We start from the raw sequence: 26,537 nt of genomic DNA on the forward strand, positions 1-26,537 counted from the left end.
AGCGCAAAGCGTTAGCCACTTATGTGTATAACCGTTATAAGGAAAGGTGAGGTTAAAAATAGGACTTTTAGAGTTTTTAAAGCGGCTCGTTTTATAGCGTGCTAGCGTATAAGTTCTAACATTTGCAATGCCAGTTATCGTTATTGCTATGTATAACGTGTCATGTTTCATATTATGCCTAATATGCAATATGCGCCTGCCTTATAGTAACGTCAATTGAACAAGCGGGTAGATACAAAAACGCAGCTTGGCATTGACTATAAAGACCGAAGTTCACGCCTTAAAACCTTACCGACATTGGTTTTAGGTAGTTCATGAATAAAAACAATTTTATCGGGTGTTTTATAGGCGGTAAGGCTCTTTCTGCAATGTGCCAGTAGTTCGCTTTCTGTTAATGATTGGTCTTTTTTGACAACAAACGCTTTAACAGCTTCACCACGTAGGTCATCGGGTACGCCAATAACGCCACATTCTAAGACGCCTTTATGTTCAACAATAACGCTTTCTATCTCGTTTGGGTATACGTTAAAACCAGAGACTAAAATCATGTCTTTTATACGGTCGACAATGTAGAAAAAGCCATTACCATCCATTTTTGCAACATCACCGGTTTTAAACCAGCCATCGTTGGATAGGACTTCTGCGGTATCTTCTGGGCGATTCCAATAACCCTGCATAACTTGTGGGCCTTTAACGCAGAGTTCCCCCGCTTTACCATCTGGAAGCGTATCACCCTGGTCGTTTATTAGTTTGCAATAGGTTGATGGAATGGGGAGACCAATACTGCCGTTAAATTCTTCCAAATTTAAAGGGTTAATACAGACAGCGGGTGAGGTTTCGGTTAAGCCAAATGCTTCTACAAGCGTGCATCCGGTTATTTTCTTCCATTGAGCAGCGACGGCTGGTTGTACCGACATGCCGCCACCTAATGATATTTTAAGTTGGGTGAAGTCTATATCTGCAAAGCCAGGTGTATTAATAAGAGCATTAAAAAGCGTATTCACTCCAGTTATGGCGGTAAATGGGGTGTTGCTAAGTTCTTTAACGAAGCCTTTGAAGTCTCTTGGGTTGGTAATTAATATATTGTTTGCGCCCGCCTCCATAAAGACCAGACAATTAGCAGTAAGGGAAAAAATGTGATAGAGCGGCAAAGCAGTAATAATAGCTTCACGGCCCGGTAGTACGTCATTTTTTATCCATTCGGATGCCTGTAACATGTTAGCAACCATGTTTTTATGCGATAACATGGCGCCTTTGGCAACACCAGTTGTGCCGCCTGTGTATTGCAGAAATGCAATATCATGATGGCTAAGTGGTGTTGGTACAAAGTCCTGGTTTGATCCTTCAGATAAGACGGTTTTGAATGAAATGGCGTTGGGTAGAGTGTAAGAAGGGACCATTTTTTTTAGATATTTAACCGCCCAATTGATGAGAATAGATTTAGGGAAGTTAAGCATGTCGCCCATTTTGGTAACAATAATATGCTCAATATCGGTATCAGTTACAGCTGCTTGAACTGTGCTGGCGTAGTTTTCAACAACAATAATCGCCTTGGCACCAGAATCTTTTAGTTGGTGGTGTAATTCACGAACGGTATAAAGCGGGTTAGTATTAACGACTGTTAGGCCAGCTCGCAAAACACCAAAAATTGAAACAGGGTTTTGCAGTAAGTTTGGCATCATAATGGCAACACGTTCTCCTTTTTCCAGCCCAAGTTTATTTTGTAAATAGGCGGCAACTGATTCTGTAGCATCGCTAAACTCGGCATAGCTAATTGTGGTGCCGAAATTGCTAAAGGCTGGGAGGTTTGCATACAACTCCACACTGTGTTCAAAGATCTCGACGAGAGAGTTATATTGATGAATATCAATATCTGAATTTACACCATCGGGGTAACTGGTTAACCAAGGCCTATCCATGATGTTCTCCTTTGTCGATTAGGCGTTTAAGTATGTTGATATCGGTTTTTATAATGGCTATAAACGTCTACTGGTCTACATATCCCAGCGCAGTTGTACGCTGATAATATCAGCATCAGACTCATAGTCTCCTCTAACAGCGCTAAGTTCTGCTGGGTTAAGTCCAGTGACTTCAGAAGATCTATTGATTTTTGTGTCCGGTACGAAGAGGTGAGCATAGCTCGCGTCAAGAGATAAATTATCGGCAAGTTGGTAACTAGCGCCAATGGCTAACCAATATCGGTCATTATCAGGGAAGCGTGAAGAACGGGAAGATGCATTTCTTGCAGCACCTTCATCGTAAGCTGCGCCTATGCGGTATGTCCAAGGGCCCTCTGTTGAATAGGTAGCACCAAGAGACAGACGAATATTGTCTTTAAGTCGTAAGATATCGGTGCTATCTGCTTTAAGTGGGTTATCAAACATAATGATTAGAGCAGGCACAGAGCTCCAGCCGACCCAAGTGGCATCCGCCATAATATCAATACTATCATTCCATTGGTGGTGGATGCTTAATGATGCACTGGCGGGCAGATCAGGTTGAACGTCTAAATGGGTATCTGCTAAAACAAGGTCTAAATTTAAAGCGGATGTAATATTACGGAAATCGGCATCGCCTTTAAAGTCATGCTTTATTTCTGATCGATAGGAAAGCCCAATGCGTGTTTTATTGGTTATGTTGTACAGTGCTCCTAGGTTAAAACCATACGATATGTCATCGGCCTCTAAGTGAGAAAAGCCGTCAGGAATAGCTCCTAAAACAGAAAAATCTACCTTATTATTTAAAGTGGCCTCAATGTATTGAATGCTGATGCCAAAGCCAAGTGAGAGGTTCGTTGTGGCTTTCCAAGCTACGGAAGGGTTGATATTAACGGTAACAATTTCAGACTCAATCGCCTGATACTTTCCAATCCAGTCAGCGCCATATTTTGTTGCAAGTCCAAACGGTGAGTTAATGCCTACGCCCACTTTGACATCATTATCTAGGCTGTGGACATAGTAAAAATTGGGTACATAGGCAAAACGTCCGCCGTCTTCTGAGCCATCTGCAAAGTTGCTAGCGCCAGCAGAGTTAGTGCTTCCGTCGTCATCAAAATCAAATGAAGGCGCGATAAAGTGCATGCCGAGTACCATTTGGTTGCCTTTAATACGCGTCATGCCCGCTGGGTTAAACCAAATGGTCGAGGCGTCTTCAGCAGAAGCTGCGCCACCTGCAAAGGCGTTCCCCAAACCAAGTGCGCTTTGTTCGGCGACACCGAAAGCGGCTGAGTGAGACATTGGAGAAAAAAAAGGTAATGTAAACAGGGTGGATAAAGCAAAAACTTTAATAGAGCGAGTATTCATGTTACATCCTCCAGTCATTTACTTTTGTAATTAGTATTTTTATAAGTAACGCAATCCTTTTTTATGCCAATTATTAGAAAAGGTCAAATTTAGTTGCAAAAGAATAAGATCAAGGACACCATGCTTAATATTAAAATTATTAGGAATGAACAGATGTCGTCAGTTTTAGTGGAAAAGAAAGACGGTGTTGCTTGGCTTATTTTGAACCGACCTGAAAAGCTAAATGTGGTTGGTTCAACAATGCCGGCTGACTTACTGTGCTGTACTGAGGAGTTGAAAAATGATGAGAGCATTAAGTGTGTCATTGTCACCGGTGCGGGAGATCATTTTATGGCTGGGGGCGACATTGATTACTTCAAATCACTTGTAGATGCTTACGCAATAGAGGGTGAGTCAGCATTACCGGGTGATATGTTTGATAATTTGCATCAGGCAATATTGAATCTTGTCATGATGGAAAAGCCCGTTATTGCCTGTGTTAAGGGAGCTGTTGCAGGGTTTGGGTTAAGTTTAATGTTAGCGTGCGATATGGTGGTGGCGGCGGATAATTCAGTGTTCTCCGTTGCATATTGTAAAATTGGCACTACACCTGATGGTGGCATGAGTTATTTCTTACCGCGAGCAGTTGGTCAAAAAAGAGCGCTGGAATTATCACTAACTGGGCAACGTTTCTCCGCAGAGCAAGCTGAACGTTGGGGAATGGTTAATCGAGTTGTCGCTGTCGAGTTGCTAGAGACAGAGTCAATGACTCTTGCCGAGTCACTATGTAAGGGGCCGAAAGATGTTTTAGCAAGAACCAAGCGGTTATTTAACCAGACGTATGAGACCAGTCTAAAAGATAGATTAAATGAAGAAGCGGATAACTTTTATTTGAGTATGTTAAAAGAGGATTTCGCCGAAGGGGTTACCTCATTTTGCGAAAAGCGCCCAGCAATTTTTAAAGAATAAATAGAGGGTTAGTGCAAAATGACATTTAATGTCGCCGTGATAGGCCTTGGTTATGTTGGTTTGCCATTAGCCGTTGAGTTGGGTAAACAGTTTCCAACGGTTGGCTTTGATATTGATAATGAGCGTATTTCTGCATTACATAAAGGCTCTGATGTTACCTTGGAAATATCAGCTGAAGAGATCAGTGCTGCGAAGCAATTGAGATTTACAGCAAAGGCAGATGAAATATCGGCTGCGAATATCTACATTATTACGGTTCCCACGCCGATAGATAATGGTAATAACCCAAATTTAACACCGATTAAAGAAGCGACAACAGTGGTGGCTAACTACCTGGGCAAAGGGGATGTTGTTATCTATGAGTCTACAGTGTACCCGGGGGCAACAGAAGAGGTTTGTGTGCCAATTCTTAGGCAGATATCAGGGCTGGCATATAACGAAGAGTTCTTTTGTGGTTATAGTCCCGAACGCATTAACCCGGGGGATAAAACACGTAGTTTAACGTCTATTGTTAAAGTAACATCTGGCTCAACGCCGGATGCCGCAGCGCTAGTGGATCAGCTTTACCAGTCAATTATTTCAGCCGGCACTTACAAGGTTAGTAGCATCAAAGTGGCTGAAGCATCCAAAGTTATTGAGAATACACAACGCGATATTAATATAGCCCTTATGAACGAATTGGCGCATATTTTTAGCCGTATTGGTATAGATACAGAAGAAGTACTTGAGGCTGCAGGGACAAAGTGGAACTTCTTACCCTTTAGGCCAGGTTTAGTTGGCGGGCACTGTATTGGAGTTGATCCATATTATTTGGCGCATAAAGCAGAAACACTTGGGTATCACCCGCAATTGATTGCTGCTGGGCGACGGATTAATGACAAAATGGGGTCGTTTGTAGTCAGTGAAGTGCTGAAACTTATGGCCAAAAAGCGTTTGAGTATTGTTGGTGCTAACGTGTTAATAATGGGTTTATCGTTTAAAGAAAATTGCCCAGACCTACGAAATACCCGTGTAATAGGCATGGTTGAGGAGCTTGAATCATACAATGCTAACGTCGAGGTGTACGACCCTTGGGTAAACGTTGATGACTTAAAAAATGAACAACAACTTAAGGTGATAAAGCAGCCGACTAAAGGATCGTACGATGCCATTATTATTGCTGTGTCGCACGATCAATTTAAAGCCCTGGGTGTGAATGCTGTTAGAGCCTTTGGGAAGCCTAATCACGTGTTGTATGACATCAAGTATTTGTTTGCTTCAAATGAGACAGATGGGCGGTTGTAACAAACAGGAATGAATGTTTGTGTTCTCGACGCGCATTAAGGCTGATCAGTAAAATACGCTACTAATTTGAATTTGCCTGTTATGTGTGGCCAATACTTGCATCGCTTTATTGGCGAGGGGGTATTAAAAGTAGCTTAAGGTAACTATGGCTTGCAAACTGAGCGCGTGGGCTTTAGGCTTGTCAACTCTATTATTAACTTTCCCATTAGTGTCTAAACAGAAGCGAAGCAATAAATTGTCAAACAACGAGACAACGTCTTTAGGTAGTAAAGAACCTATCAATAAAACCCAACTTATCAATTATTTAACTCAGCAAAAACGTCCGCAAAGTTGGATAGATATTGTGAGTGGGTTGAATGTCCAATCAAAGCGCGAAAAGAAAACAGTGTCGCGCCATTTATCTGAGATGTTGAAATCCGGCCAGTTGCTATTTAATCGAAAAGAGCAATATTGCTTGGTGCAACAAAGTGATCTTGAAACGGGCATAGTCATAGGTCATGCGGATGGTTTTGGGTTTTTAAAACGTGATGCGGGTGGTGACGATATGTTTATCCCTCCACATGAGATGCGAGCGTTAATAAACGGTGACCGTGTGGTAGTTAGCCGTGGAAAATTGAACCGTCAAGGAAAGCTTGAGGCGCGAGTGGTTGAGGTGCTAGAGCGGAAAGTTAAGACAGTCGTTGGGCGATTTTTTGATGTGATGGGTATTTTTCATGTTGAAGCAGAAAATAAACGGATTTTCCAGCATATTTTCATTCCCCCCGAGGCGACGTTAGGTGCTAAAGACGGCCAGATAGTGATGGCTCAGATCACCCATTACCCTTCTTCACGTACGCAAGCTATCGCCAAGGTGATTGAAGTGATGGGTGACCATATGGCGCCTGGCATGGAGATCGATATGGCCATTCGCTCTTACGAATTGCCAAACAGTTGGTCGCAGGCCGTATTGGATGAGGCCCAGCGTTTCGATACCAGTGTTGTTGAGGCCGACTTGGCCGACCGTAAAGATATTCGTAAATTACCTTTTGTAACCATTGATGGTGCAGATGCTCGCGACTTTGATGACGCGGTGTTTTGTAAAAAAATGGCGAAAGGTTGGAAGCTATGCGTGGCGATTGCCGATGTGTCTCATTATGTAAAGCCACAAAGTGCAATTGATACAGAGGCGTATGAGCGTGGAACATCCGTATATTTTCCCGAAAAAGTTATCCCAATGCTGCCCGAAGTATTATCAAATGGTTTGTGTAGTCTAAACCCACAAGTAGATCGTTTATGTGTGGTTTGTGAAATGCGAATCGATGAACAAGGAACGGTTACATCAACCAAGTTTTATAATGCCGTAATGTATTCACATGCACGGTTAACCTATGATGAAGTCGGGTTGATTTTTGACGAGGCAGCACCTGAATTATTGCTTAAGCATAAAAAATTACTGCCTCATTTAAAAGAATTAAGGGCGCTCTATGAAGTAATGAAAGGTGCTGCAGATGAACGTGGTGCGCTTGAGTTCGATACATTTGAAACACGCTTTGTTTTTGATAAAGGTCGAAAAATCAAGGCAATTGAGCCGGTTGTTAGGCATGATGCCCATCGGCTTATAGAAGTGTTTATGATTGCAGCGAATGCATCAACAGCTAACTTTTTAGCGAAACACGAAATGCCTAATTTGTTGCGTATTCATGAAGGCCCCAGTGTTGATCGTTTGTTGAAATTGAGGGGGTTCTTGTCAGAGTTGGGTTTGAGTCTAGATGGCGGAGAAGAACCAAAACCGCAACACTATAAACAGTTAATTGCGAGCATACAAAACAGGCCAGATGCCCATTTGATTGAAATGGTGATGCTGCGCTCAATGTCTCAAGCGATGTATGGCCCAGAACAACAAGGGCATTTCGGCTTGGCGTTAGAACTGTATGCGCACTTCACGTCGCCTATTCGCCGTTATCCTGACTTATTAACGCATCGTGCCATTAAGCACGTTATCGCAAAACAAAAGGCAGGGAGCTTTACCTATTCAAAGAGTGATATGACGCTATTTGGTGAGCATTGTTCTTTTTGTAGTAGGCGAGCAGACGAGGCAACACGTGATGTGGAGAGTTGGCTGAAATGTGAATTTATGATGGACAAGATTGGCCAAGAATTTAGTGGTGTTGTCTCTTCAGTGACCTCCTTTGGTTTGTTTGTAGAACTAGATAAGATTTTTATCGATGGTTTGGTTCACGTTACTGGCTTAGGTGATGATTATTACCACTTTGATGCCAGTAAGCATCGTTTGTTAGGCGAGCGTACCAATAAATCATTTCGTTTGGGCGATCGACTAAAAGTAAAGGTGGTTAAAGTAAGCTTAGATGATAAAAAAATTGATTTGGCATTGGCGGGTGTAGAGCAAAAGAAAAAATTGTGACTAAACGTCGTAGGAAGAAGAAACGCTAATGGCTGAAGTGCAAAAAATTCATGGAATTCATGCTGTTCAAGCGCTTATTAAAGCGAGGCCTGATCATATCGTTAATGCATGGATGGATCGACAGCGCAAAGATGCAAAGCTGCAAGCAATAAAACAAAGTCTGGATGAGGTTGGTATTCGCGTTGACTATGTTGATAAGAAAACATTAGAGAAATTGTCCAGCAATGCAAACCATCAAGGTGTTTTGTTAACCGCTAAATTGCCACAAGAACGAACAGAAGAGCAACTTAAGAAGGCGCTTAAAGAACAACAAGACCAAGCATTTTATTTAGTGTTAGACCAAGTGACCGACCCGCATAATTTAGGGGCTTGTTTAAGAACAGCGTTGGCCGCAGGGGTGCAAGGGGTTATTGTGCCAAAAGATAATGCCTGTCGCTTAAATGCGACTGTTTGTAAAGTAGCCAGTGGCGCCGCTGAACTGCTTCCGGTCTATCGTGTGACCAACTTAGTGAGAACCTTGAAATACCTTAAGACTGAAGGGGTTTGGGTTAGCGGGGCTGCTGGAGAAGCAACAAAAGATGTTTTTGAGGCTGAATTGACCGGGTCTGTAGCGATTGTGATGGGAGCAGAAGGTAAAGGTCTGAGGTCTTTAACGCAACAGCAATGCGACCAATTAATTAAAATACCAATGTCCGAAAAAGTGGAAAGTCTAAATGTTTCTGTTGCTACGGGTATTATTTTGTATGAAGTGCTTAGACAAAATCAACGATCATTGAATTCATAAAAAATCAGTCAGGCATCAACCCTTATAAGTGTTCATCAGAATAAGCAAAAGAGTCTGTTGAATAACACAAGTCTGTTTGGTTGGTTTTTGGGTCGTTGATGAGCCGACAAAGTTTGCTTAAGGCGTTTAAGCAGTAAAGGGCTTGTTTAAAAACTGAGCCGTTTCTATGGTTAACAGTTTAACTATTAGAGCTAACTTGATTTGCAGTACTGATACCTGTAAAATCGCGCGTTCGAAATTGTAGCTTGTATGATCAGACTACAATCCTTGCCTTACCTGAGTGTGTCAGGAAGGCTGATAATCCTAAAGGAAATAAAATGAGACATTACGAAGTTGTATTTTTGGTTCACCCGGATCAAAGTGCGCAAGTTCCTGCAATGGTTGAGCGTTATAGCGCATCAATAACAGAGCGTGGCGGAAACATTCATCGAGTAGAAGATTGGGGCAGAAGACAGCTTGCATACCCCATTAACAAAATTCATAAAGCACATTACACATTGATGAACATCGAGTGTGATCAAGCGGCTCTAGAAGAATTAGAAAAAGCCTTCAAGTTTAATGATGCTGTGATTAGAAATATGATCATGCGTCGTGATGAAGCAACGACAGGTACTACACCACTTGCCAAGTCAAACGAAAAAGAAGCGGCTAAACCCTATGTAAAGCCAGTTGAAAAGAAAGCTGAATCATCAGCCGAAACAACAGAAACGTCTGAGCCTGCTGCTGATAAAGCAACAGACGCATAGACACTGTACAACGTATAATTTAAGGAATAGACATGGCATTTGATAAAGGTTTTAGACGCCCACGTTACTGCAAATTCACTGCAGAAAATGTAAAAGAAATTGATTACAAAGATTTAGATACATTAAAAGAATATATGACCGAAACTGGGAAAATTATTCCTGCACGTGTGACGGGTGTTAAAGCAAAGTACCAACGTCAGTTAACGGCTGCAATTAAGCGAGCTCGTTTCTTATCGTTGATTCCATATTGCGACGCGCACGAACGGTAGATTTATGTCGCGAGTAATCGCGGGCTAAGCCTTGTATGATGAAAGCAGTAGCAACATTTATTATGCAAGGTGGTCGGCAGGCCACCATTGTTTCAGCAACGATGGCAATTTTGTCATTGTTAATGCCGCCATTATTAATCATTAGCGTTGCCTGTGTTTGCTTGGTAACATTAAGAAATGGGTCTGCTGATGGGCTTAGGGTTGTAATTGGCTCAACGGTCGCGACTGCGTTAATAGGCTATATAGTATTAGGAACATCGTTAGTTTCTTTTACATATTTGTTTATTATGTGGTTACCTGCTTTTTTGATATCGCTGGTATTACGAGAGACAGGGGAGCTAAACAAAGCACTTGAGTTTTTAGTCATACTTGGGATGTTAGCGGTAACGGGGCTTTATTTAACAATAGATAACCCTGCACAGCTATGGGCAACAGGCATTCAAGAGGTTGTTAAAGCCCTTGCAGAACAACAAGAGTTGCCGGTAACCGAGGCAGAACTTGAAGAAGGTTTGCTGTTCTGGTCTCAGTACATTACTGGTGTTGTAGTGGCCGGTACGCTTATTAGTTTACTGATGAGTTTGCTGTTAGGCAGATGGTGGCAAGGCTTGTTATTTAATGAAGGTGGTTTCGACAAAGAGTTTAGCCACCTTCGTTTATTACCACGTGATGGGTTAGTATTCGCAATACTGGTTGTGTTAGGCGTGTTATTAGACGGACAGTTTGCCGAATATATATTGAACTTGGATATACAAGTTCTTTTATTGTTTTTTATAGTTGGTGTGTCAGTGGTACATGTAGTAATCAAGGGTAGAGGTGGTAGCCGTTATTTGCTCTTTGTTTTTTACATGGCGATATTTTTTGTGCCACATTTGATCTTGCCTTTGGTGTTGATTGGCTTATCAGATGTTTGGATGGATTGGCGTCAGCGGTTTGTTTGAATCGCACGCTGAGTTAAATTTTAAAATAAATAGGATTTAGTAAAGATGAACATTATTCTTCTTGAAAAGGTAGCAAATTTAGGTAACTTGGGTGACAAAGTAACAGTAAGGCCCGGTTTTGGACGTAATTTTTTAATCCCCGGTGGTAAAGCAGTTCTTGCGACGCCAGCCAGAATTAAAGAATTTGAAGCACGTAGAGCAGACCTTGAAAAAGCAGAAGCTGAGCGTCTAACAAAAGCTCAAGCAAGAGCAGAAGCCATTGAAGTGTTAAACTTAACTATTACTCACCAGGCGGGTGAAGAAGGTAAGTTATTTGGATCGGTCGGCTTACCGGATATTATTAAAGCATGTGCGGATGCAGGTGTAGAAGTTGATAAGCAAGAAATTAAATTACCTGAAGGTTCCATTAGACAGACAGGTGAATTTGAAGTGGCTATCCACTTACATACTGATGTTGTTGCATCACTAAAATTGGCGGTTGTAGCTGAAGCTTAGGACACCACATTTAAAAAAAGCCGGTGTCATTTGGCACCGGCTTTTTTTTGCAAAGAAGATTTCACCTTCCTGTACAATCGTAAAAACTTTCAATTTATCTTCAAAAACTGCTCATGTCTGAAGAACCATTATTTGACTATGAAATGCCCGATGAGACAGAGTTTCTTCGTGTTCCACCTCACTCATTACAAGCCGAACAATCAGTTTTAGGCGGTTTAATGTTAGATAATCAGTGCTGGGATACAGTGGCTGATAAGGTTTCACCAGAGGACTTTTACCGTAAAGAACACCGGCTAATTTTTGAATCGATTGCAGACTTAGCAAAAAAAGACGAGCCTTTCGATGTTGTTACTATTTCTGAAGTGCTCGGGCAAGCTGGGGAATTAGAAAGTGTCGGTGGTTTAGCGTATTTAGGGGCGCTTGCAAAAGATACGCCTAGTGCAGCAAACATTGTTAGCTATGCAGCTATTGTTCGGCAACGATCTGTTCGCCGTCAGCTTATTCATATTGGTAATGAAATATCAGATTCTGGGTTTGATACTGAAGGCCGAGACATAAATGAATTGTTGGACGAAGCTGAAAGTAAAGTTTTTAAAATTGCCGAACAGGGTGCAAAAGGGCAAAAGGGTTTTGAATCGATTAAAAACTTATTGGGCGTAGCCGTTGATAAGATTACCGAATTACATGAAAACCAAAATGCTATTACCGGTGCGAGTACCGGGTTTTCTGATTTAGATGAAATGACATCCGGTCTTCAACCGGCTGATTTAATTATTGTCGCTGGCCGACCTTCAATGGGCAAAACCAGTTTTGCAATGAACTTGGCAGAAAACATAGGCATTCAAAGTGGCTTGCCTATCGCCGTATTTAGTATGGAGATGCCGGGTGATTCATTAGCGATGAGAATGATGTCTTCTTTAGGCCGTATTGATCAGCATAAAGTTAGAACCGGACAGCTTGATGATGATGAGTGGCCACGAATGCAATCTTCAATTAATCTGTTGGCAGAAGCTAAAATATTCATAGATGACACAGGAGCACTGAGCCCCATTGAGGTTCGTGCCCGAGCAAGGCGACTGATGAAAGAACATGGTCAGCTAGGTTTGATTGTTCTCGATTACTTACAATTGATGCAATCACCATCGAAAAGTGAAAGCCGTGTAGCAGAGATTTCAGATATTTCGCGTTCATTGAAAGCCTTAGCCAAAGAGTTAAATGTACCAGTTATTGCTTTATCTCAGTTGAATCGTAATTTGGAGCAACGGCCGAATAAACGACCAGTGATGTCTGACTTGAGGGAGTCGGGAAGTATTGAGCAGGATGCCGATGTTATTATTTTTATTTATAGGGATGAAGTGTATAACGAAGACTCTGACGCAAAAGGTGTGGCAGAAATTATTATTGGTAAACAGCGTAATGGGCCGATTGGCACCTGTCGGTTGACGTTTTTAGGGCAATATACGCGGTTTGAGAACTATGCCAATGACAGTTACATTGATGATGAATATTGATCTGATGGTTAATTAGTGGCCCATCAACGCATTATGACGTTAGAATAATTATGTCTTTTCACCCCGAAGCGGTTATTGATTTATCGGCATTAACACATAATGCTGATGTTGCTCGTCGAGCAGCTCCTAACTCAAAACTTATGGCGGTAATAAAAGCAGATGCTTATGGGCATGGCATGTTAGCGGTTGCTCAGGCGTTATCATCGGTTGATGGTTTTGCTGTAGCACGGCTAGAAGAAGCAATAAAACTTAGACAAGCAGGCATCGATAAAATAATTCTTGTGTTAACTGGGTTTTCTTCTCAAGCAGACCTTGAGCAGTTTTGTGCCTATGACCTAGATGCAGTTATTCATAGTGAGTACCAAGTAGAGCTACTCCATTCAGCTGATGTTTCAACACCGATATCTGCTTGGTTAAAAATAAATACGGGGATGAACCGTCTAGGAGTTGATGCGTCCGCAGTGCCGAGGCTTTACGACGCTTTGCAACTATCTGGAAAGCTGCGTTTGCCGGTTAAGTTAATGACTCACTTGGCCTGTGCGGACGATATGAATTCATCGTCTACCACCTCTCAAATTAGTGTGTTTGATGAGGCTACGCTCGGTTTGAATGGTGAACAAAGTATTGCTAATTCAGCTGGATTGTTAGGTTGGAAGCATGCACAAAGACACTGGGTGCGTCCTGGCATAATGTTATATGGTGCCAGCCCGTTTTGTGACTCAACAGCAAGTGATGATCATTTGCTTCCTGTGATGACACTAAAAAGCAGGGTTCTATCAATAAGAACGGTTAGAAAATCGGGCTGCGTCGGTTATGGTTCAACTTGGCAAGCTAATAGAACCAGCCTAATAGCAATTGTTGCGATTGGTTACGGCGATGGTTACCCGCGCCATGCCGTGACAGGAACACCCGTTTTGGTAGCGGGCCAAGTAGCCCCATTAGTAGGCTGTGTTTCAATGGACTCGATTACAGTGGATATCAGTCAATGCAATAATGTTCGCGTGGGTGATGAAGTTGTTTTATGGGGACGTGGTTTGCCCATTGAGGAAGTGGCTGAAAAAAGTGGTACGATTTCCTATGAGTTATTGTGTGGGATTACTCATCGTGTCAGTCGATCTATACGGGAAACATTAAATGTCGAGTAAACCTAAAACTGTTTATAGCTGTCAAGAATGTGGGGCGAGTGCAACTAAATGGGCTGGACAATGCCAAGACTGTGGTGGCTGGAATACTCTGCAAGAATCAACGCTGAGCGGTTCCTCTAAAGTAAACCGTTTTAGTGGTTATGCTGACCAAGCCAGCTCGGCGGAAGTGCAAATCTTATCTTCTGTAACAGCGCAGCGTTTAGAGCGTACTCAAAGTGGCATGGATGAGTTGGATCGAGTACTCGGTGGAGGTATTGTTCCCGGCTCAGCAATTCTTATTGGTGGTGATCCTGGGATTGGTAAATCAACCTTATTGCTGCAATCATTGGCGAGTATGAGTCAACGTACTAAAACGCTCTATGTAACGGGTGAAGAGTCTGCTCAACAAGTAAGTATGCGTGCGACGCGACTTCATTTATCAGTCGATAAAGTTAATATTTTATGTGAAATTGCACTCGAAACCATATTGGCGACAGCAGAAAAAATGTCAGCAGATGTTTTGGTTGTAGACTCTATTCAAACGGTTTTTAGTGATGAGTTACAGTCTGCGCCCGGCTCGGTTGGGCAGGTACGTGAATGTGCTGCACGGCTGGTACGATTTGCTAAACGCACAAATACCACCATATTTTTAGTGGGCCATGTCACCAAAGAAGGGGCGATTGCTGGTCCACGTGTTTTAGAACATATGGTGGATTCTGTTTTATATTTTGAGGGTGATTCGGGAAGCCGTTTCCGCGTGATAAGGGCGATTAAAAACCGCTTTGGTGCGGTTAATGAGTTGGGCGTTTTTGCGATGACAGAAAAAGGGCTTCGCGAAGTGACAAACCCCTCTGCTATTTTTCTTTCGCGTCACGAACAAGAGGTGCCTGGTAGTGTTGTAATGGTGACTCGCGAAGGGACTCGTCCACTTCTGGTTGAGGTGCAAGCATTGGTCGATGAAAGTAGGCAAGGAAACCCTAAACGGGTTACTGTCGGGATGGACCAAAACCGTTTGGCGATGCTGTTGGCTATTCTACATAGGCATGGGCAATGCTCATTACTTGACCAAGATGTATTTGTAAATATCGTTGGTGGTCTACGTGTTATGGAAACAGGTGGTGATTTGGCGGTCGTTGCAGCGTTATTATCTAGCTTTAAATCTAAAAATATCTCTAAAGACTGGGTGGTGTTTGGTGAGTTGGGCCTATCAGGGGAAGTTCGCCCTGTGCCTAATGGTGAGGAGCGCCTAAAGGAAGCCGCGAAACACGGTTTTAAGTTTGCATTAGCGCCTAAAGGGAATATTCCTAAGGAAGGTGTCGATGGTCTAAAAATACATCCGGTGAGCGTGTTAAGGGATGCATTGCAGTTTTTTTAGAAGCATTTTTTTGAAGAGTAAAGACTAAAGCAGAAGCTGCCCCTCCACCCTATTACTTATATTTAAGGGTTATTCAGTAAAAAAGAGATATTTATTGTCTGCAATGTTTAAGACATTGTTATTAGCTAGTTTGGTCTCGCTGGATATCGTGTTGCCGTCGATGGAAATGCTAATATCGTCCATTAACCTTGAAATATAATACCCGTCGGCTCTCTTAGCAATCATTGCGGGTGTGGTGTTAGTAATATTGACTTCATTAACAGCCTTATTTAACGCGCTAACTAGGCCGATGTTGGCACCATTTAGAGCTTGAAGGTTTGCTTTGCCTACTGGGCGTAACGATGGTTGCGCAGTTGATGTGTCTGAGGTGTCGATATCATCGATGGTAGAAAAAGAATAAAGAAGACTGTGTTTTCCGATGTTAATTTTGTCGCCTTTCTTAATGGCCTCTTTTTGAATTGGCTGCCCATTAATAAAAGTGGGGAACTGTTCAGATACGCTTTCAATAAAGTATTCGTTAGCAACCCGAGTCACTTTTAAGTGTGTTGGTGCGATAGCAAGGCTGTCGATAATAAATGTATTGTCAGGGTCCCTGCCGATGGTTGAGGTGTTTTGTTCGAGTTGGAATACCTCAATGGGCTTGCTGTTAAAAAAAAGAGTCAGTTTAGCCATAAGTCATATTCCATTATTTTTTTATATTAAATTAGAGGCACCATAATCGTTATTTTTCATAACGATTATGATGATTGAAATTTTGCCAGCTTTACAGCATTGTCTTCAGTTAATACGATTTCAACAGAGTGTTTATAGAGTTTTAAACTGGTTCCTTGTTCTGGAATAGATTCAAGGTATTCAATAATTAACCCGTTTAATGTTTTAGGGCCGTTGGTTGGCAATTTCCAGCCCATAGAACGATTAAGTTCTCTAATGGTAATGTTGCCGCTAACGAGTATGCTGCCATCTGCTTTTTTCTGAATGTCAGGAGAGCTATCTGAAAAGTCGGTGGTGAATTCACCGATCACTTCTTCTAACAGGTCTTGTAAAGTTATTAAGCCCAAAATGGAGCCATATTCATTTACAACAAAAGCAAAGCGCTGTTTGTTCTGTTGAAAGTTAATCAGTTGTTTATACAGGCTTGTGTTATTTGGAATAAAGTAAGGTGGTTGCTTAATGTCTAATAATTGTTGATGACTAAAGTCACCACTGTTAGCTAACTGCAAGATATCTTTCGTTCTTAAAAAGCCTTGAATAGAATCCATATTAGTGGAAAAAACCGGCAAGTTAGAATAGGACGCATTCAATAATTGTTTTTTTATATCATCGATGTCGTCATCAAGATCAATACCGTGAATATCGTTAATAGGGGTCATAATATCTTCAACGGTGGCCTGTTGAAGATCAAGAATACCCAGTAGCATGCCTTTATGCTCATCGGGAATTAGGTTTCCAGCCTCGGTCACAACAGTACGTAATTCATCATGGTGCAAATGTGTGTCTGTATCATGTTGAACATGGATGCCCACCATTCTTAGTAATAAGTTAGATAAGGTGTTGATGACCCAAACGAGTGGGTAAAGGAGCTTTAATAAAGGTGTGTATATAATGGATGCAAAAAAAGCTAAACGTTCAGGATGGCTAGCTGCCCAAGTTTTTGGTGCGACTTCAGAAAAAATTAAAATAATGAAAGTCAGTAACCCCGCGGCAATAGCGATACCTGATTCGCCATATAGGCGTAAGGCTAGGATGGTTGCAATCGATGAGGCGAAAATGTTAATAAAATTATTGCCTAATAAAATAAGGCCGATTAATCGGTCTGGCTTTTTTAACAGGGTATGGGCCATCTTGGCGCCTAAATGGCCGCTTTTGACAAGATGTATAAGCCGATACTTATTCAAGCGCATCAAGGCAGTCTCAGAGCCGGAAAAAAAAGCGGATAATAAAATAAGGATGAATAACGTGGAAAAAAGAAATCCCAGTGAAAGGTCTGTCACGGCGTGTGGCTCAAATTAATATAATGTACTTTCTAAGACTTGTTTGTATAGCTGTCAAGTTAAAACACAGCGGAAGTCTAAAACAGCACGTTAACGCACAAAAAATTGCACGAGGTGTCGGTTTTTTGACATACTAATTGAAATTTATATTTCATGACATGGGTTTATTGCTTTATGGCATTACAAAAAGTTTTTTTGATAGGTGATGATAAAGATCGCTGCTCAGAAGTAATAACAGTATTAAATTTTTTAGACTATAAGGTTAAATTATTAACCTTGGATAAGTTACAAAGTGAAGTCAACGATGATGAGTCACCACTGGTTATTCTTTGTGATGATGTGAGCTTTAAGGACGATGAGATACATTCTTTTTATTCAGAGCCTAAGCACCAGCAACCATTTTTGTATTTACATAACAAAGGGCGTGCGCCTAAATTGTCTAAAACCATAGCGAGCTACCTCGTCCCCTTAGAGTGGCCAACGACCTATCAGCACTTTATTAACAGTATTCGTCAGTTACAGTCTGTAGGGCATTCGTTAACAAGAGATGCGACACAACGATCGACTGAATTATTTAGAAGTTTGGTAGGTAATAGTCAGGAGGTTAAACGTGTTAGGCAGCTGATTCAACAGGTATGCGTTTCGGATGCAACGGTGTTAATTCTTGGTGAGTCGGGTACAGGAAAAGAAGTTATTGCGAGAAATATTCATTACCATTCGACACGCCGTCAAAAGTCTTTTGTGCCTATCAACTGTGGAGCAATACCAGCAGAGCTGATTGAAAGTGAGTTGTTTGGTCATGAAAAGGGAGCCTTTACTGGTGCATTAACAGCAAGGCAGGGACGTTTTGAGTTGGCAGAAGGTGGGACCCTATTTCTTGATGAAATTGGTGATATGCCGATGCAAATGCAGGTAAAGTTACTACGAGTGTTACAGGAAAAAGTATTTGAGCGGGTAGGGGGGACTAAGTCTATTGAATGTAATGTAAGGGTGCTAGCTGCGACACATCGAGATTTAAAGCAGGAGATTGAAAAGGGCAGCTTTAGGGAAGATTTATTTTATAGATTAGATGTATTTCCTATTAGTATTGCGCCATTAAGAAATCGCGCTGAAGATATTCCTATGCTGGTGAGTGAATTAGTGCAACGTATTGAAAATGATAATAAAGGCTCTGTGCGCTTTACCTCGGGTGCATTAATGGCGCTATGTCAGTACGACTGGCCTGGTAATGTTAGAGAGTTGGCAAATATGGTAGAGCGACTCGCCATTATTCATGCTTACGGGGTTGTAGATGTTAAGGACTTGCCTGATAAGTTTCAGCAGTACGATAGTGCACCGGTGGTTACACAAGAGGAGTTGCTGCTTGAGTCGCCAATATTCGACGAGACAAGTTTATTAAATCATCATTCGGTGACTAATGGCCATCATGCGGTAGGTATCTTGCCTGAGCAAGGGATGGATCTTAAAGAGCATTTGAATAACCTTGAGTATTCATTAATTCAACAGGCGTTAAATGATTCGGATGGTGTGGTGGCGCATGCCGCTAAGAAGTTAAGTATGCGTCGAACGACCCTTGTTGAGAAGATGCGGAAACATGAGATTAACCGCGCGGATTAAGTGACCAATATTTGACATTCGTTAAATCAATACTTCATAACGTATTGTTTATTAAGCATTAAATAATATGGCACGTTTTTGGCATTGTTTGTGAGTACCACAATTACAATGGCAGAAAATGAGTTTACTTGCTACATCAGATAAGGTTCATCAGAGCCAACCACTTGAAGATGCTTTTCATGCGTTTAATCAAGTGTCGCAACACCTAACGGAGTCATACCAGCAACTCGAACAACAGGTGGTTGTTTTAAGTGATGCGCTAGCTCAATCAAACTCAGAAAAAATACAGCACTTATCAGACAAAGAGGCCTTAGCGACTCAATTGGAAGGGTTGATTGAGGCTATTCCTGGTGCAGTTATTGTTCTTGATGTTCAGCAGAAAGTTGTCAAGCTAAATGCTTGCGCTAGATCCTGGGTGGATGGAGATGTACTAGGGTTACCGTGGGATAATGTACAGACAAATTATTTGATTCCCGATGAGCAGCTTGCAGATCAATTTAGTCTAAAGACGGGGCAAATAGTCGCCTTATCCACCACAAGCTTAGGTGGGCAATCTGGTAGTGTCGTTTTACTAACCGATATCACTCAGCAACGAGAGTTACATCAACAGCTTGAGCATAAAAAGAAACTGGCTGAAATGGGTGAGTTTTCCGCAGGCTTGGCTCATCAAATCAGAACGCCTTTAGCGTCTGCATTATTGTATGCCTCGCAACTGAATACAGGTGTATTAAGTCATGAGGCGCAGCAAATTTTTGCCGCAAAACTACTTGATAGATTAAGGCTATTGAACACACAAGTAACAGATATGCTGAATTATTCGCATCATGGTGAGTTTGTGAAGCAGCCCGTTAAATTAACAACGTTTATTAAGGGCTTAAGCGATTTGTATCAGGATAAACCTGTTGCTTTTGAGGGTCGTGATGCAGAAGAGTCTATACAGCTTTATATCAGTAAAAATGCTTTGCTCGGCGCGATTGGTAATTTGCTAGATAACGCCTTAGATGCGACTAAGTCGGGTGAATCTGTGACATGTTCAATAAGCTTGAACGGTGACGCTAACCTAAGAATCACCGTGGCAGACCAAGGGCATGGCTTGAGCAAAAAGCAGCAACAACGAATATTCGAGCCCTTCTATACCAATAAAGCCAATGGAACAGGGTTAGGTTTGGCTGTGGTCAGTAATGTGGTTAACGCCCACGCGGGTGACATTAAATGGGTCTCAAAGGTAGGGGTTGGGACCACGATGGACGTTCAATTACCGGTGGTAATGTCATCGTCCATGAAGCAACTACAAGGGAGTATGTAAGGTGATAAAACAAATAGATGTGTTAATTGTTGAAGATGATGAACCATTGCAAGAAGCTATTCAAGATGCGTTAACGGCTTACGGTTATCAAACAAAGTGCGCTGCTAACGGCCTTGAAGCACTTAAAGTGCTGGAGAAGTATCAGGCTCGTTTAGTGATCAGTGATGTTCAAATGGACGGAATGGGTGGTCAAGAACTACTTGAAATGCTCAAAGTGCGGTTTCCAAACTTACCGGTTTTATTAATGACTGCGCATGCCACAGTGGAGCAGGCCGTCAAGGCGATACAAGCAGGTGCATCAGACTATTTAACAAAACCCTTTGAGGTGGACCAACTCATTGTTCATGTGGAGCAAACGATCTCGCCAAGAGAAACCGCGTTTGGTGAACTACCCAGTAATGACAGCTGTATGAAAGACATTGTGGCGTTAGCAGGGCGTGTCGCTAAAAGTGAAGCGACGGTATTGATACAGGGCGAAAGTGGCACGGGTAAAGAAGTGTTATCGCGATTTATTCACAAAAACTCGCCTAGAAGTAAAAAAGAATTTGTGGCGATAAATTGTGCGGCGATTCCTGAAAACATGCTTGAAGCGATGTTGTTTGGCTATGAAAAAGGGGCGTTTACAGGTGCATATCAGTCGTCAGCAGGAAAATTCGAGCAGGCACAAGGCGGGACTCTTTTGCTGGATGAAATCTCTGAAATGAATATTTTATTACAGGCTAAATTGTTGCGTGTTTTACAAGAAAAAGAAGTGGAGCGCTTGGGCGGCAAAAAAACCATAGCGCTTGACGTGCGTGTATTGGCGACCACCAATAAAGACCTAAGAACCCTGGTGAACGAGGGTAAGTTTAGAGAGGATCTGTTGTATAGGATCAATGTGTTCCCCATCAATATACCACCACTAAGAGAGCGAAAAGCAGATGTTCTGGCTTTGTCGAAAACGATGATCGCGCGACATTATAACGGCGACCAATCGCCACCAACACTATCAGCTAACGCCATTAAACTGCTTGAAAAGCATGATTGGAAAGGGAATGTTCGTGAGTTGGAAAATGTCATTCAGCGGGCTTTAATTATGGCAAATGGCTCAATGATTACTGAGAACGATTTGATTTTTGAATCGACGCCATCAGCAATAAGCACAGAGCCGCTTGAGAGGCCTGAGACGGCAGAAAATGAGTTGAGTGCAGGTGTTAGAGCGGTTGAAGATAAGCTTATTCTCGATACGCTAGTTAGTGCTAATGGCAGTCGTAAAAATACTGCCGAACGGCTTGGTATCAGTGCAAGAACACTGCGCTACAAAATTGCACGGATGCGTGAGGCGGGCGTTGAAATCCCTGCATGATGGTATTAATTGTTCAGAAACACGGTAAGGAAAAAGACTATGAGTAACATGGAAATAAATAATGTATTGGCCCAAATGCGGGCGATGTCGGCGCAAGCTTCAAATACAGTTGCAGAAGCAAAACCAACAAATTCGTCAGACTTCTCAACAATGCTGAGTCAGTCAATTGAAGCGGTGAATAAAACACAACAAGAAGCCAGTACGCTATCAGAAGCTTTTACGAAAGGTGAAACGGATGCCAGTTTGGCTGAAGTAATGGTGTCTTTGCAAAAAGCAAACTTATCATTTCAGACGGTTCTGCAAACTAGAAATAAGTTAGTAGATGCCTATAAAGATGTTATGCGGATGAGCATGTAAGCGTGTTTGCTAATGCTCATAAAAATTACTTAAAGCAGGTTTACTAATATGGCAACTTCCGCCGAACAAGCAACTATTCAATTATCACCAAACAATATGATGGTGCGTCAGCTGGGCGTGATGCTCGCGCTGGCCATCAGTGTCGCCTTAGGTGTTGCGGTGGTGTTGTGGTCACAAACGCCAAACTACAGCCTGTTATATAGTAGTTTGGGTGATAGGGAATTAAGCGAAGTAATGTCTGGTTTGCAGCAATCAGGGGTTGAGTATAAGTTAGAAGCGGGTTCAGGCGCTATATTGGTTCCTTCGTCACAAGTTGATGAGTTGCGTTTAAAATTAGCCGGTTTAGGTCTGCCACGTGGTGGTGGACAAGGGTTTGAATTATTAGAAAAAGAAACCGGTTTTGGCGGTAGTCAAGCTATCGAAAAAGCGCGTATTCAACGTGCATTAGAAGGTGAAATAGCCCGCTCCATTGTAACTATACAAAGTGTACGTTCTGCGCGTGTTTTATTAGCCATTCCAAAGCAGTCCGTGTTTTTACGGCATCGTAAAAAACCCAGTGCTTCGGTGGTTGTTGATATGCATCAAGGGCGAGAGCTGAATAAACCTGAAGTTGCCGCTATTTTGCACTTGGTGTCATCAGCGGTGCCACAGCTTGATGTATCGCAAGTAACCGTTGTTGACCAAAAAGGTGCTCTATTAAGTGCTAAAACATCAAATGATGTTATGTCTCTGACAAGCAACCAATTTGAGTTTAAGCAAGGTGTTGAAGAGCATTTAATCAACCGGGTTGAAAGTATTTTATTGCCGATTGTTGGCGCAGGTGCTATTCGTGCATCGGTCTCAGCGGATGTTGATTTTACGACGACAGAGCAGACACAAGAGCAATATAACCCCGACTTGGCCGCTTTAAGAAGTGAGCAGGTGACCGAAGAGCAGAGCAATTTAGCAGGTGTGCAAGGTGTTCCGGGTGCGCTCTCTAATCAACCGCCTGCAGCTGGGGTCGCACCAGAAGTTGCTGAAGGTGAATTGGGAAGCACTGCATCGGCGACCACGAATGTTAATAAACGGTCCATTAAGAACTACGAATTGGATAAGAAAATCAGCCACACTAAATTGTCTAGCGGCCGTGTAAAACGAATAACTGTGGCCGTTGTAATAGATAATAAACAAGGAGCGGTCACCGCTGAGGGTGGAGCGAGTGCTTCAGAACCCTATAGCGATGAGGATGTCGCTAAATTCACTGTGCTCGTGAAAGAGGCTGTTGGTTTTAATGCATTGCGAGGAGATAGCGTAACCATTACTAATTTGGCATTTAGGCAGCCAGATGTTCCTGTTGCCTTGCCTGAAGTGCCCTTGTGGGAACAAGCCTGGGTGCTAGATGCTGCTAAACAGGTTGTCGGCGGGGTTTTTGCGCTAATCTTGATATTTTTTGTATTAAGGCCCACTATTAAAACGTTATTAGAAAAACCAACTGCAGCGGGTTTACCAGCAAGCGGTCAAGGCACGCAGATGACCCCTAGTGGCGCTATGGCGACAGAGGCAAGAGCTTCTCAGTCAGCGGGGGAAAGGTCTTTGGAGCTTGAGTCAGATGAGGAACTGATGATGTTAGAAGCACCTAAAAGTTACGAACAGCGTTTAGAGATGGCCCAAAAGATAGCGGGTGAAGATCCTAAGCGGGTTGCCCAAGTCATGAAAACATGGATAAAAGAATAATGGCTGAAGAACAAATAAGTGCACATGAATTAAGTGGAACAGCGAAGGCTGCAGTACTATTGTTGTCTTTAGGTGAAGACTATGCGGCAGGTGTTATGAAACACATGGGGCCTAAAGAAGTACAACAAGTTGGTACAGCCATGGCCTCACTTGAAAATGTGACGACGGAAATGCTGGATTCAGTTGTAGGGCACTTTATTACCACCATTGGCGGGCAAACGGCGTTAGGCATAGATTCGGACAAATACATTAAAAATGTGCTGACCAATGCGCTAGGAGTGGATAAGGCGGGTGGCGTCATTGACCGGATTTTGTTGGGCAGAAACTCTAAGGGGTTAGAGCAACTTAAATGGATGGATCCACGGTCGATTGCAGACTTTATTCGTTTAGAGCATCCACAAATCATGGCCATCGTCTTATCGTATTTAGACAGTGATCAAGCCGCTGAAACATTGGGTTATCTGCCAGCCTCGCAGAGGTCTGATGTGCTCATGCGTATTGCCGTACTGGATGGTGTACAACCAGATGCATTACAAGAGCTCGATGCGATTATGGAAAATCAGTTAGCTGGAAACTCTGGTGCTCAAACTGCCCAAATGGGTGGTATTCAAACGGCAGCCAATATTTTAAATTTCTTAGAAGGTTCGATGAGTGCCGAACTTATTGATGCGGTAGTCGAATCAGATGATGAAATTGGACAATTAATTCAAGATAAGATGTTTGTCTTTGATAATTTGATTGATGTTGACGATCGTGGCATTCAAAGCTTACTCAAAGAGGTGTCTACTGATGTATTAACGCTGGCATTACGTGCAGCAGAAGAAGCGTTGAAAGAAAAAATATTTGCAAATATGTCTAAACGTGCCGCCGAAATGCTGCGTGATGATATGGAAGCCGCTGCACCTGCTAAGGTGAGTGATGTAGAGGCGGCGCAAAAAGAAGTGTTAGTGATTGCAAGACGTTTGGCAGACTCAGGTGAAATTGCGTTAGGTGGCTCTGGAGGCGAGGAGTTTGTCTAATTCATCAACAAAAAAAGAGGTTGTTTCTTCTTGGCGTTTTCCATCATTTGTCGAGGGTGACTCTGTTGATGTGGATATAGCTCATGTTAAAGCCCCGACGGCTGGTGATCTTGAAAAACTGCAAGAACAAGCAATGCAAGAAGCCTCTAAAAAAGGCTATGAAGAAGGGCTTGCAAAAGGGTTAAGGGCGGCTGAAGCACAAATTTCACAACAGGTTAAATCCTTGGAGTCTGTTATTCAGTCGTTAGTGAGCCCGTATGAAGAATTTGACGAGCGTGTAGAGAATGAAATTGCCTCGCTTGCGATTCAGATCTCAAAACAGCTGATTCGACGAGAATTAAAAGCCGATGCGGGGCAGGTCGTTGGTGTTGTAAAAGAAGCACTAAGCGCATTACCTTCAAGTTCACAAAATATTCAATTATTTTTACACCCTGATGATGCGGCGTTAATAAAGTCAGCGCTTTCAATTGATGATGAGGCCCGTTGGAAAATTGTTGAAGACCCAGTTATTACCAGAGGTGGTTGTCGTGTTGCTACCGACGCATCAACAATTGACGCAACCATTGAAAACCGCCTGTTAGCCATCATTGCTAAAGCCTTGGGTGATGAAAGAGCGGTGTCGTGAACGATTTATCATTTGTAACGCAACGTACAGATAAATGGCTTAAGCGCCTTAAAGAATATCAAGAACGAATTGAAGAGCCTCAGCCAATGTTGGTAGAGGGACGATTAACACGAATGGTCGGTTTGACATTGGAAGCGGTTGGTTGTCGCTCGACAATTGGAGGGCGCTGTATGATAGAAACGGCGGATGGCCATCAAACCGAGGCGGAAGTCGTTGGTTTTTCGGGCGAACGTTTATATTTAATGCCAACGGGCGATATTAGAGGTCTTGAGCAAGACTGTCGAGTTATTCCTATGGGCTTGAGTAGTATGGCGCATGTCGGACCTGGTTTATTAGGTCGAGTTGTGGATGGCGGCGGTAAACCAATTGATGGCAAAGGCCCTGTGCATACGACTGACACAATGCCTTTACACGGCCGTGCCATGAATCCCTTGGGGAGACGGGCTATAACGGAGCCTTTGGATGTTGGTATTGGGACTATTAATTCATTATTAACGGTTGGGCAGGGCCAGCGAATAGGCTTGTTTGCTGGCAGTGGCGTAGGTAAAAGTGTATTGCTTGGCATGATGACGAAATATACGAAAGCGGATGTGGTCGTGGTGGGCCTTATTGGTGAGCGTGGTAGAGAGGTGAACGAGTTTGTTAGAAAAACTTTGGGAGCCGAAGGAATGGCGCGAGCAGTAGTAGTGGCGTCACCAGCGGATGACCCGCCATTGATGCGAATGCACGGTGCTATGTTGGCGACCAGTATTGCCGAATACTTTCGTGATCAAGGAAAGAATGTATTATTGTTGATGGATTCGCTAACGCGTTATGCACAAGCTCAAAGAGAAATTGCCTTAGCGATCAATGAGCCACCTGCAACAAAGGGTTATCCACCCTCTGTTTTTAGTAAGTTGCCCAGTCTAGTTGAGCGCGCAGGTAATTCAGACAAGGGTAATGGCTCTATTACAGCCTTTTACACAGTATTGACTGAAGGGGATGATACAAATGATCCAATTGCAGATGCAAGTCGAGCAATTTTAGATGGGCATATCCATTTGTCACGACGTTTAGCAGAAGCAGGGCACTTTCCGGCGATAGACATGGAGGCATCAGTGAGCCGGTTGATGACAGAAATTGTGCCAGAAGACCATCAAGAGATGGCACGTGAATTTAGAAAAATAAACTCGACCTATCAACAAAATGCAGATTTAATCAATGTTGGTGCCTATCAGCCCGGTAGTAATTCGTCGGTTGATGAGGCCATTGATATGCATGAATCAATGTTAGAGTTTCTTCAGCAGAGAATAACCGAATCGGTTAGTTTTGATGAAAGTATTGAAGGTTTGGAAAGTGTTTTACAACATAGAAAGCCGGCAGCTATGTCAAAGGTATTATAAATGGG

Annotated in this window: 23 protein-coding genes; 19 read left to right on the forward strand and 4 right to left on the reverse strand. The window is 42.6% G+C overall.

Going from position 1 to position 26,537, the window contains the following annotated elements:
• Positions 1-257: 257 nt before the first annotated feature.
• Positions 258-1,919 (reverse strand): AMP-binding protein, encoded by a 1,662-nt coding sequence (locus Q91_RS03520; RefSeq protein WP_015005508.1) that lies wholly within the window; start codon positions 1,917-1,919, stop codon positions 258-260.
• Between the two features lie 75 nt (positions 1,920-1,994).
• Complete coding sequence (locus tag Q91_RS03525; protein ID WP_015005509.1) at positions 1,995-3,302, reverse strand: OmpP1/FadL family transporter; 1,308 nt, start codon at positions 3,300-3,302, stop codon at positions 1,995-1,997.
• A gap of 120 nt (positions 3,303-3,422) precedes the next feature.
• On the opposite strand from Q91_RS03525, the gene Q91_RS03530 reads away from it, so the two are divergent.
• The 11 genes from Q91_RS03530 to radA all read left to right on the forward strand — a co-directional run bounded on the left by Q91_RS03530 (position 3,423) and on the right by radA (position 15,177).
• Positions 3,423-4,250 carry an enoyl-CoA hydratase/isomerase family protein gene (locus Q91_RS03530; RefSeq protein WP_015005510.1) on the forward strand — a complete coding sequence of 276 codons (828 nt, stop codon included), beginning with the start codon at positions 3,423-3,425 and terminating at the stop codon, positions 4,248-4,250.
• Between the two features lie 18 nt (positions 4,251-4,268).
• Positions 4,269-5,534, forward strand: a complete 1,266-nt coding sequence (locus Q91_RS03535) for a nucleotide sugar dehydrogenase (RefSeq protein WP_015005511.1) — start codon at positions 4,269-4,271, stop codon at positions 5,532-5,534.
• Positions 5,535-5,712: 178 nt separating this feature from the next.
• Positions 5,713-7,935 (forward strand): ribonuclease R, encoded by a 2,223-nt coding sequence (rnr, locus tag Q91_RS03540; RefSeq protein WP_190274373.1) that lies wholly within the window; start codon positions 5,713-5,715, stop codon positions 7,933-7,935.
• 28 nt (positions 7,936-7,963) lie between these two features.
• Positions 7,964-8,719, forward strand: a complete 756-nt coding sequence (gene rlmB, locus Q91_RS03545; RefSeq protein ID WP_015005513.1) for a 23S rRNA (guanosine(2251)-2'-O)-methyltransferase RlmB — start codon at positions 7,964-7,966, stop codon at positions 8,717-8,719.
• Positions 8,720-9,036: 317 nt separating this feature from the next.
• The gene (gene rpsF / locus Q91_RS03550) at positions 9,037-9,465 is read left to right on the forward strand and encodes a 30S ribosomal protein S6 (RefSeq protein ID WP_015005514.1); all 429 of its coding nucleotides are present in this window, start codon (positions 9,037-9,039) and stop codon (positions 9,463-9,465) included.
• Positions 9,466-9,497: 32 nt separating this feature from the next.
• Positions 9,498-9,734 (forward strand): 30S ribosomal protein S18, encoded by a 237-nt coding sequence (rpsR, locus tag Q91_RS03555; RefSeq protein WP_015005515.1) that lies wholly within the window; start codon positions 9,498-9,500, stop codon positions 9,732-9,734.
• Positions 9,735-9,769: 35 nt separating this feature from the next.
• Entirely contained in the window at positions 9,770-10,672 is a 903-nt protein-coding gene (locus Q91_RS03560) for a DUF2232 domain-containing protein (protein ID WP_020932830.1), read from the forward strand.
• 45 nt (positions 10,673-10,717) lie between these two features.
• On the forward strand, positions 10,718-11,167 hold the full coding sequence (gene rplI, locus Q91_RS03565) for a 50S ribosomal protein L9 (protein ID WP_015005517.1): 450 nt from the start codon (positions 10,718-10,720) through the stop codon (positions 11,165-11,167).
• Positions 11,168-11,280: 113 nt separating this feature from the next.
• A complete protein-coding gene (gene dnaB / locus Q91_RS03570; protein ID WP_015005518.1) occupies positions 11,281-12,678 on the forward strand; it encodes a replicative DNA helicase in 1,398 nt (465 codons plus the stop codon).
• A gap of 50 nt (positions 12,679-12,728) precedes the next feature.
• Complete coding sequence (alr, locus tag Q91_RS03575; RefSeq protein WP_015005519.1) at positions 12,729-13,823, forward strand: alanine racemase; 1,095 nt, start codon at positions 12,729-12,731, stop codon at positions 13,821-13,823.
• Entirely contained in the window at positions 13,813-15,177 is a 1,365-nt protein-coding gene (gene radA, locus Q91_RS03580; protein ID WP_015005520.1) for a DNA repair protein RadA, read from the forward strand. The genes alr and radA overlap by 11 nt, the downstream gene beginning before the upstream one ends.
• A gap of 69 nt (positions 15,178-15,246) precedes the next feature.
• Here radA and Q91_RS03585 read toward each other — a convergent pair whose 3' ends face one another.
• Positions 15,247-15,849 carry an FHA domain-containing protein gene (locus Q91_RS03585; RefSeq protein WP_015005521.1) on the reverse strand — a complete coding sequence of 201 codons (603 nt, stop codon included), beginning with the start codon at positions 15,847-15,849 and terminating at the stop codon, positions 15,247-15,249.
• Positions 15,850-15,914: 65 nt separating this feature from the next.
• Positions 15,915-17,168: an HlyC/CorC family transporter gene (locus tag Q91_RS03590; RefSeq protein ID WP_083856985.1), complete on the reverse strand. Its 1,254-nt coding sequence runs from the start codon at positions 17,166-17,168 to the stop codon at positions 15,915-15,917.
• A 174-nt stretch (positions 17,169-17,342) separates the two neighbouring features.
• Here Q91_RS03590 and Q91_RS03595 point away from each other — a divergent pair, with 174 nt between their 5' ends.
• The 8 genes from Q91_RS03595 to fliI all read left to right on the forward strand — a co-directional run bounded on the left by Q91_RS03595 (position 17,343) and on the right by fliI (position 26,532).
• Positions 17,343-18,785, forward strand: a complete 1,443-nt coding sequence (locus Q91_RS03595) for a sigma-54-dependent Fis family transcriptional regulator (protein WP_015005523.1) — start codon at positions 17,343-17,345, stop codon at positions 18,783-18,785.
• A gap of 118 nt (positions 18,786-18,903) precedes the next feature.
• Positions 18,904-20,091 carry a PAS domain-containing sensor histidine kinase gene (locus tag Q91_RS03600; RefSeq protein ID WP_015005524.1) on the forward strand — a complete coding sequence of 396 codons (1,188 nt, stop codon included), beginning with the start codon at positions 18,904-18,906 and terminating at the stop codon, positions 20,089-20,091.
• A 1-nt stretch (position 20,092) separates the two neighbouring features.
• The gene (locus tag Q91_RS03605) at positions 20,093-21,436 is read left to right on the forward strand and encodes a sigma-54 dependent transcriptional regulator (protein WP_015005525.1); all 1,344 of its coding nucleotides are present in this window, start codon (positions 20,093-20,095) and stop codon (positions 21,434-21,436) included.
• A gap of 39 nt (positions 21,437-21,475) precedes the next feature.
• Positions 21,476-21,793, forward strand: coding sequence for a flagellar hook-basal body complex protein FliE (gene fliE / locus Q91_RS03610; protein WP_015005526.1), 318 nt, complete (start codon positions 21,476-21,478; stop codon positions 21,791-21,793).
• Between the two features lie 48 nt (positions 21,794-21,841).
• Positions 21,842-23,506, forward strand: a complete 1,665-nt coding sequence (fliF, locus tag Q91_RS03615; protein WP_015005527.1) for a flagellar basal-body MS-ring/collar protein FliF — start codon at positions 21,842-21,844, stop codon at positions 23,504-23,506.
• Positions 23,506-24,525 (forward strand): flagellar motor switch protein FliG, encoded by a 1,020-nt coding sequence (gene fliG / locus Q91_RS03620; protein ID WP_015005528.1) that lies wholly within the window; start codon positions 23,506-23,508, stop codon positions 24,523-24,525. The genes fliF and fliG overlap by 1 nt, the downstream gene beginning before the upstream one ends.
• Positions 24,518-25,150 carry a flagellar assembly protein FliH gene (locus Q91_RS03625; RefSeq protein WP_015005529.1) on the forward strand — a complete coding sequence of 211 codons (633 nt, stop codon included), beginning with the start codon at positions 24,518-24,520 and terminating at the stop codon, positions 25,148-25,150. Before fliG ends, Q91_RS03625 begins: the two co-directional genes overlap by 8 nt.
• A complete protein-coding gene (fliI, locus tag Q91_RS03630; protein WP_015005530.1) occupies positions 25,147-26,532 on the forward strand; it encodes a flagellar protein export ATPase FliI in 1,386 nt (461 codons plus the stop codon). The genes Q91_RS03625 and fliI overlap by 4 nt, the downstream gene beginning before the upstream one ends.
• The last annotated feature ends 5 nt before the right edge of the window (positions 26,533-26,537 follow it).

This window comes from Cycloclasticus sp. P1 (assembly GCF_000299965.1).
Taxonomy (GTDB): domain Bacteria; phylum Pseudomonadota; class Gammaproteobacteria; order Methylococcales; family Cycloclasticaceae; genus Cycloclasticus; species Cycloclasticus pugetii.

Excerpts from the sequence above, each read along its gene's own strand:
- Q91_RS03520 (WP_015005508.1), bottom strand. The coding sequence starts at position 1,919 with ATGGATAGGCCTTGGTTAACCAGTTACCCCGATGGTGTAAATTCAGAT.
- Q91_RS03525 (WP_015005509.1), bottom strand. The coding sequence starts at position 3,302 with ATGAATACTCGCTCTATTAAAGTTTTTGCTTTATCCACCCTGTTTACA.
- Q91_RS03530 (WP_015005510.1), top strand. The coding sequence starts at position 3,423 with ATGCTTAATATTAAAATTATTAGGAATGAACAGATGTCGTCAGTTTTA.
- Q91_RS03535 (WP_015005511.1), top strand. The coding sequence starts at position 4,269 with ATGACATTTAATGTCGCCGTGATAGGCCTTGGTTATGTTGGTTTGCCA.
- rlmB (WP_015005513.1), top strand. The coding sequence starts at position 7,964 with ATGGCTGAAGTGCAAAAAATTCATGGAATTCATGCTGTTCAAGCGCTT.
- rpsF (WP_015005514.1), top strand. The coding sequence starts at position 9,037 with ATGAGACATTACGAAGTTGTATTTTTGGTTCACCCGGATCAAAGTGCG.
- rpsR (WP_015005515.1), top strand. The coding sequence starts at position 9,498 with ATGGCATTTGATAAAGGTTTTAGACGCCCACGTTACTGCAAATTCACT.
- Q91_RS03560 (WP_020932830.1), top strand. The coding sequence starts at position 9,770 with ATGATGAAAGCAGTAGCAACATTTATTATGCAAGGTGGTCGGCAGGCC.
- rplI (WP_015005517.1), top strand. The coding sequence starts at position 10,718 with ATGAACATTATTCTTCTTGAAAAGGTAGCAAATTTAGGTAACTTGGGT.
- dnaB (WP_015005518.1), top strand. The coding sequence starts at position 11,281 with ATGTCTGAAGAACCATTATTTGACTATGAAATGCCCGATGAGACAGAG.
- alr (WP_015005519.1), top strand. The coding sequence starts at position 12,729 with ATGTCTTTTCACCCCGAAGCGGTTATTGATTTATCGGCATTAACACAT.
- radA (WP_015005520.1), top strand. The coding sequence starts at position 13,813 with ATGTCGAGTAAACCTAAAACTGTTTATAGCTGTCAAGAATGTGGGGCG.
- Q91_RS03585 (WP_015005521.1), bottom strand. The coding sequence starts at position 15,849 with ATGGCTAAACTGACTCTTTTTTTTAACAGCAAGCCCATTGAGGTATTC.
- Q91_RS03595 (WP_015005523.1), top strand. The coding sequence starts at position 17,343 with ATGGCATTACAAAAAGTTTTTTTGATAGGTGATGATAAAGATCGCTGC.
- Q91_RS03600 (WP_015005524.1), top strand. The coding sequence starts at position 18,904 with ATGAGTTTACTTGCTACATCAGATAAGGTTCATCAGAGCCAACCACTT.
- fliE (WP_015005526.1), top strand. The coding sequence starts at position 21,476 with ATGAGTAACATGGAAATAAATAATGTATTGGCCCAAATGCGGGCGATG.
- fliF (WP_015005527.1), top strand. The coding sequence starts at position 21,842 with ATGGCAACTTCCGCCGAACAAGCAACTATTCAATTATCACCAAACAAT.
- fliG (WP_015005528.1), top strand. The coding sequence starts at position 23,506 with ATGGCTGAAGAACAAATAAGTGCACATGAATTAAGTGGAACAGCGAAG.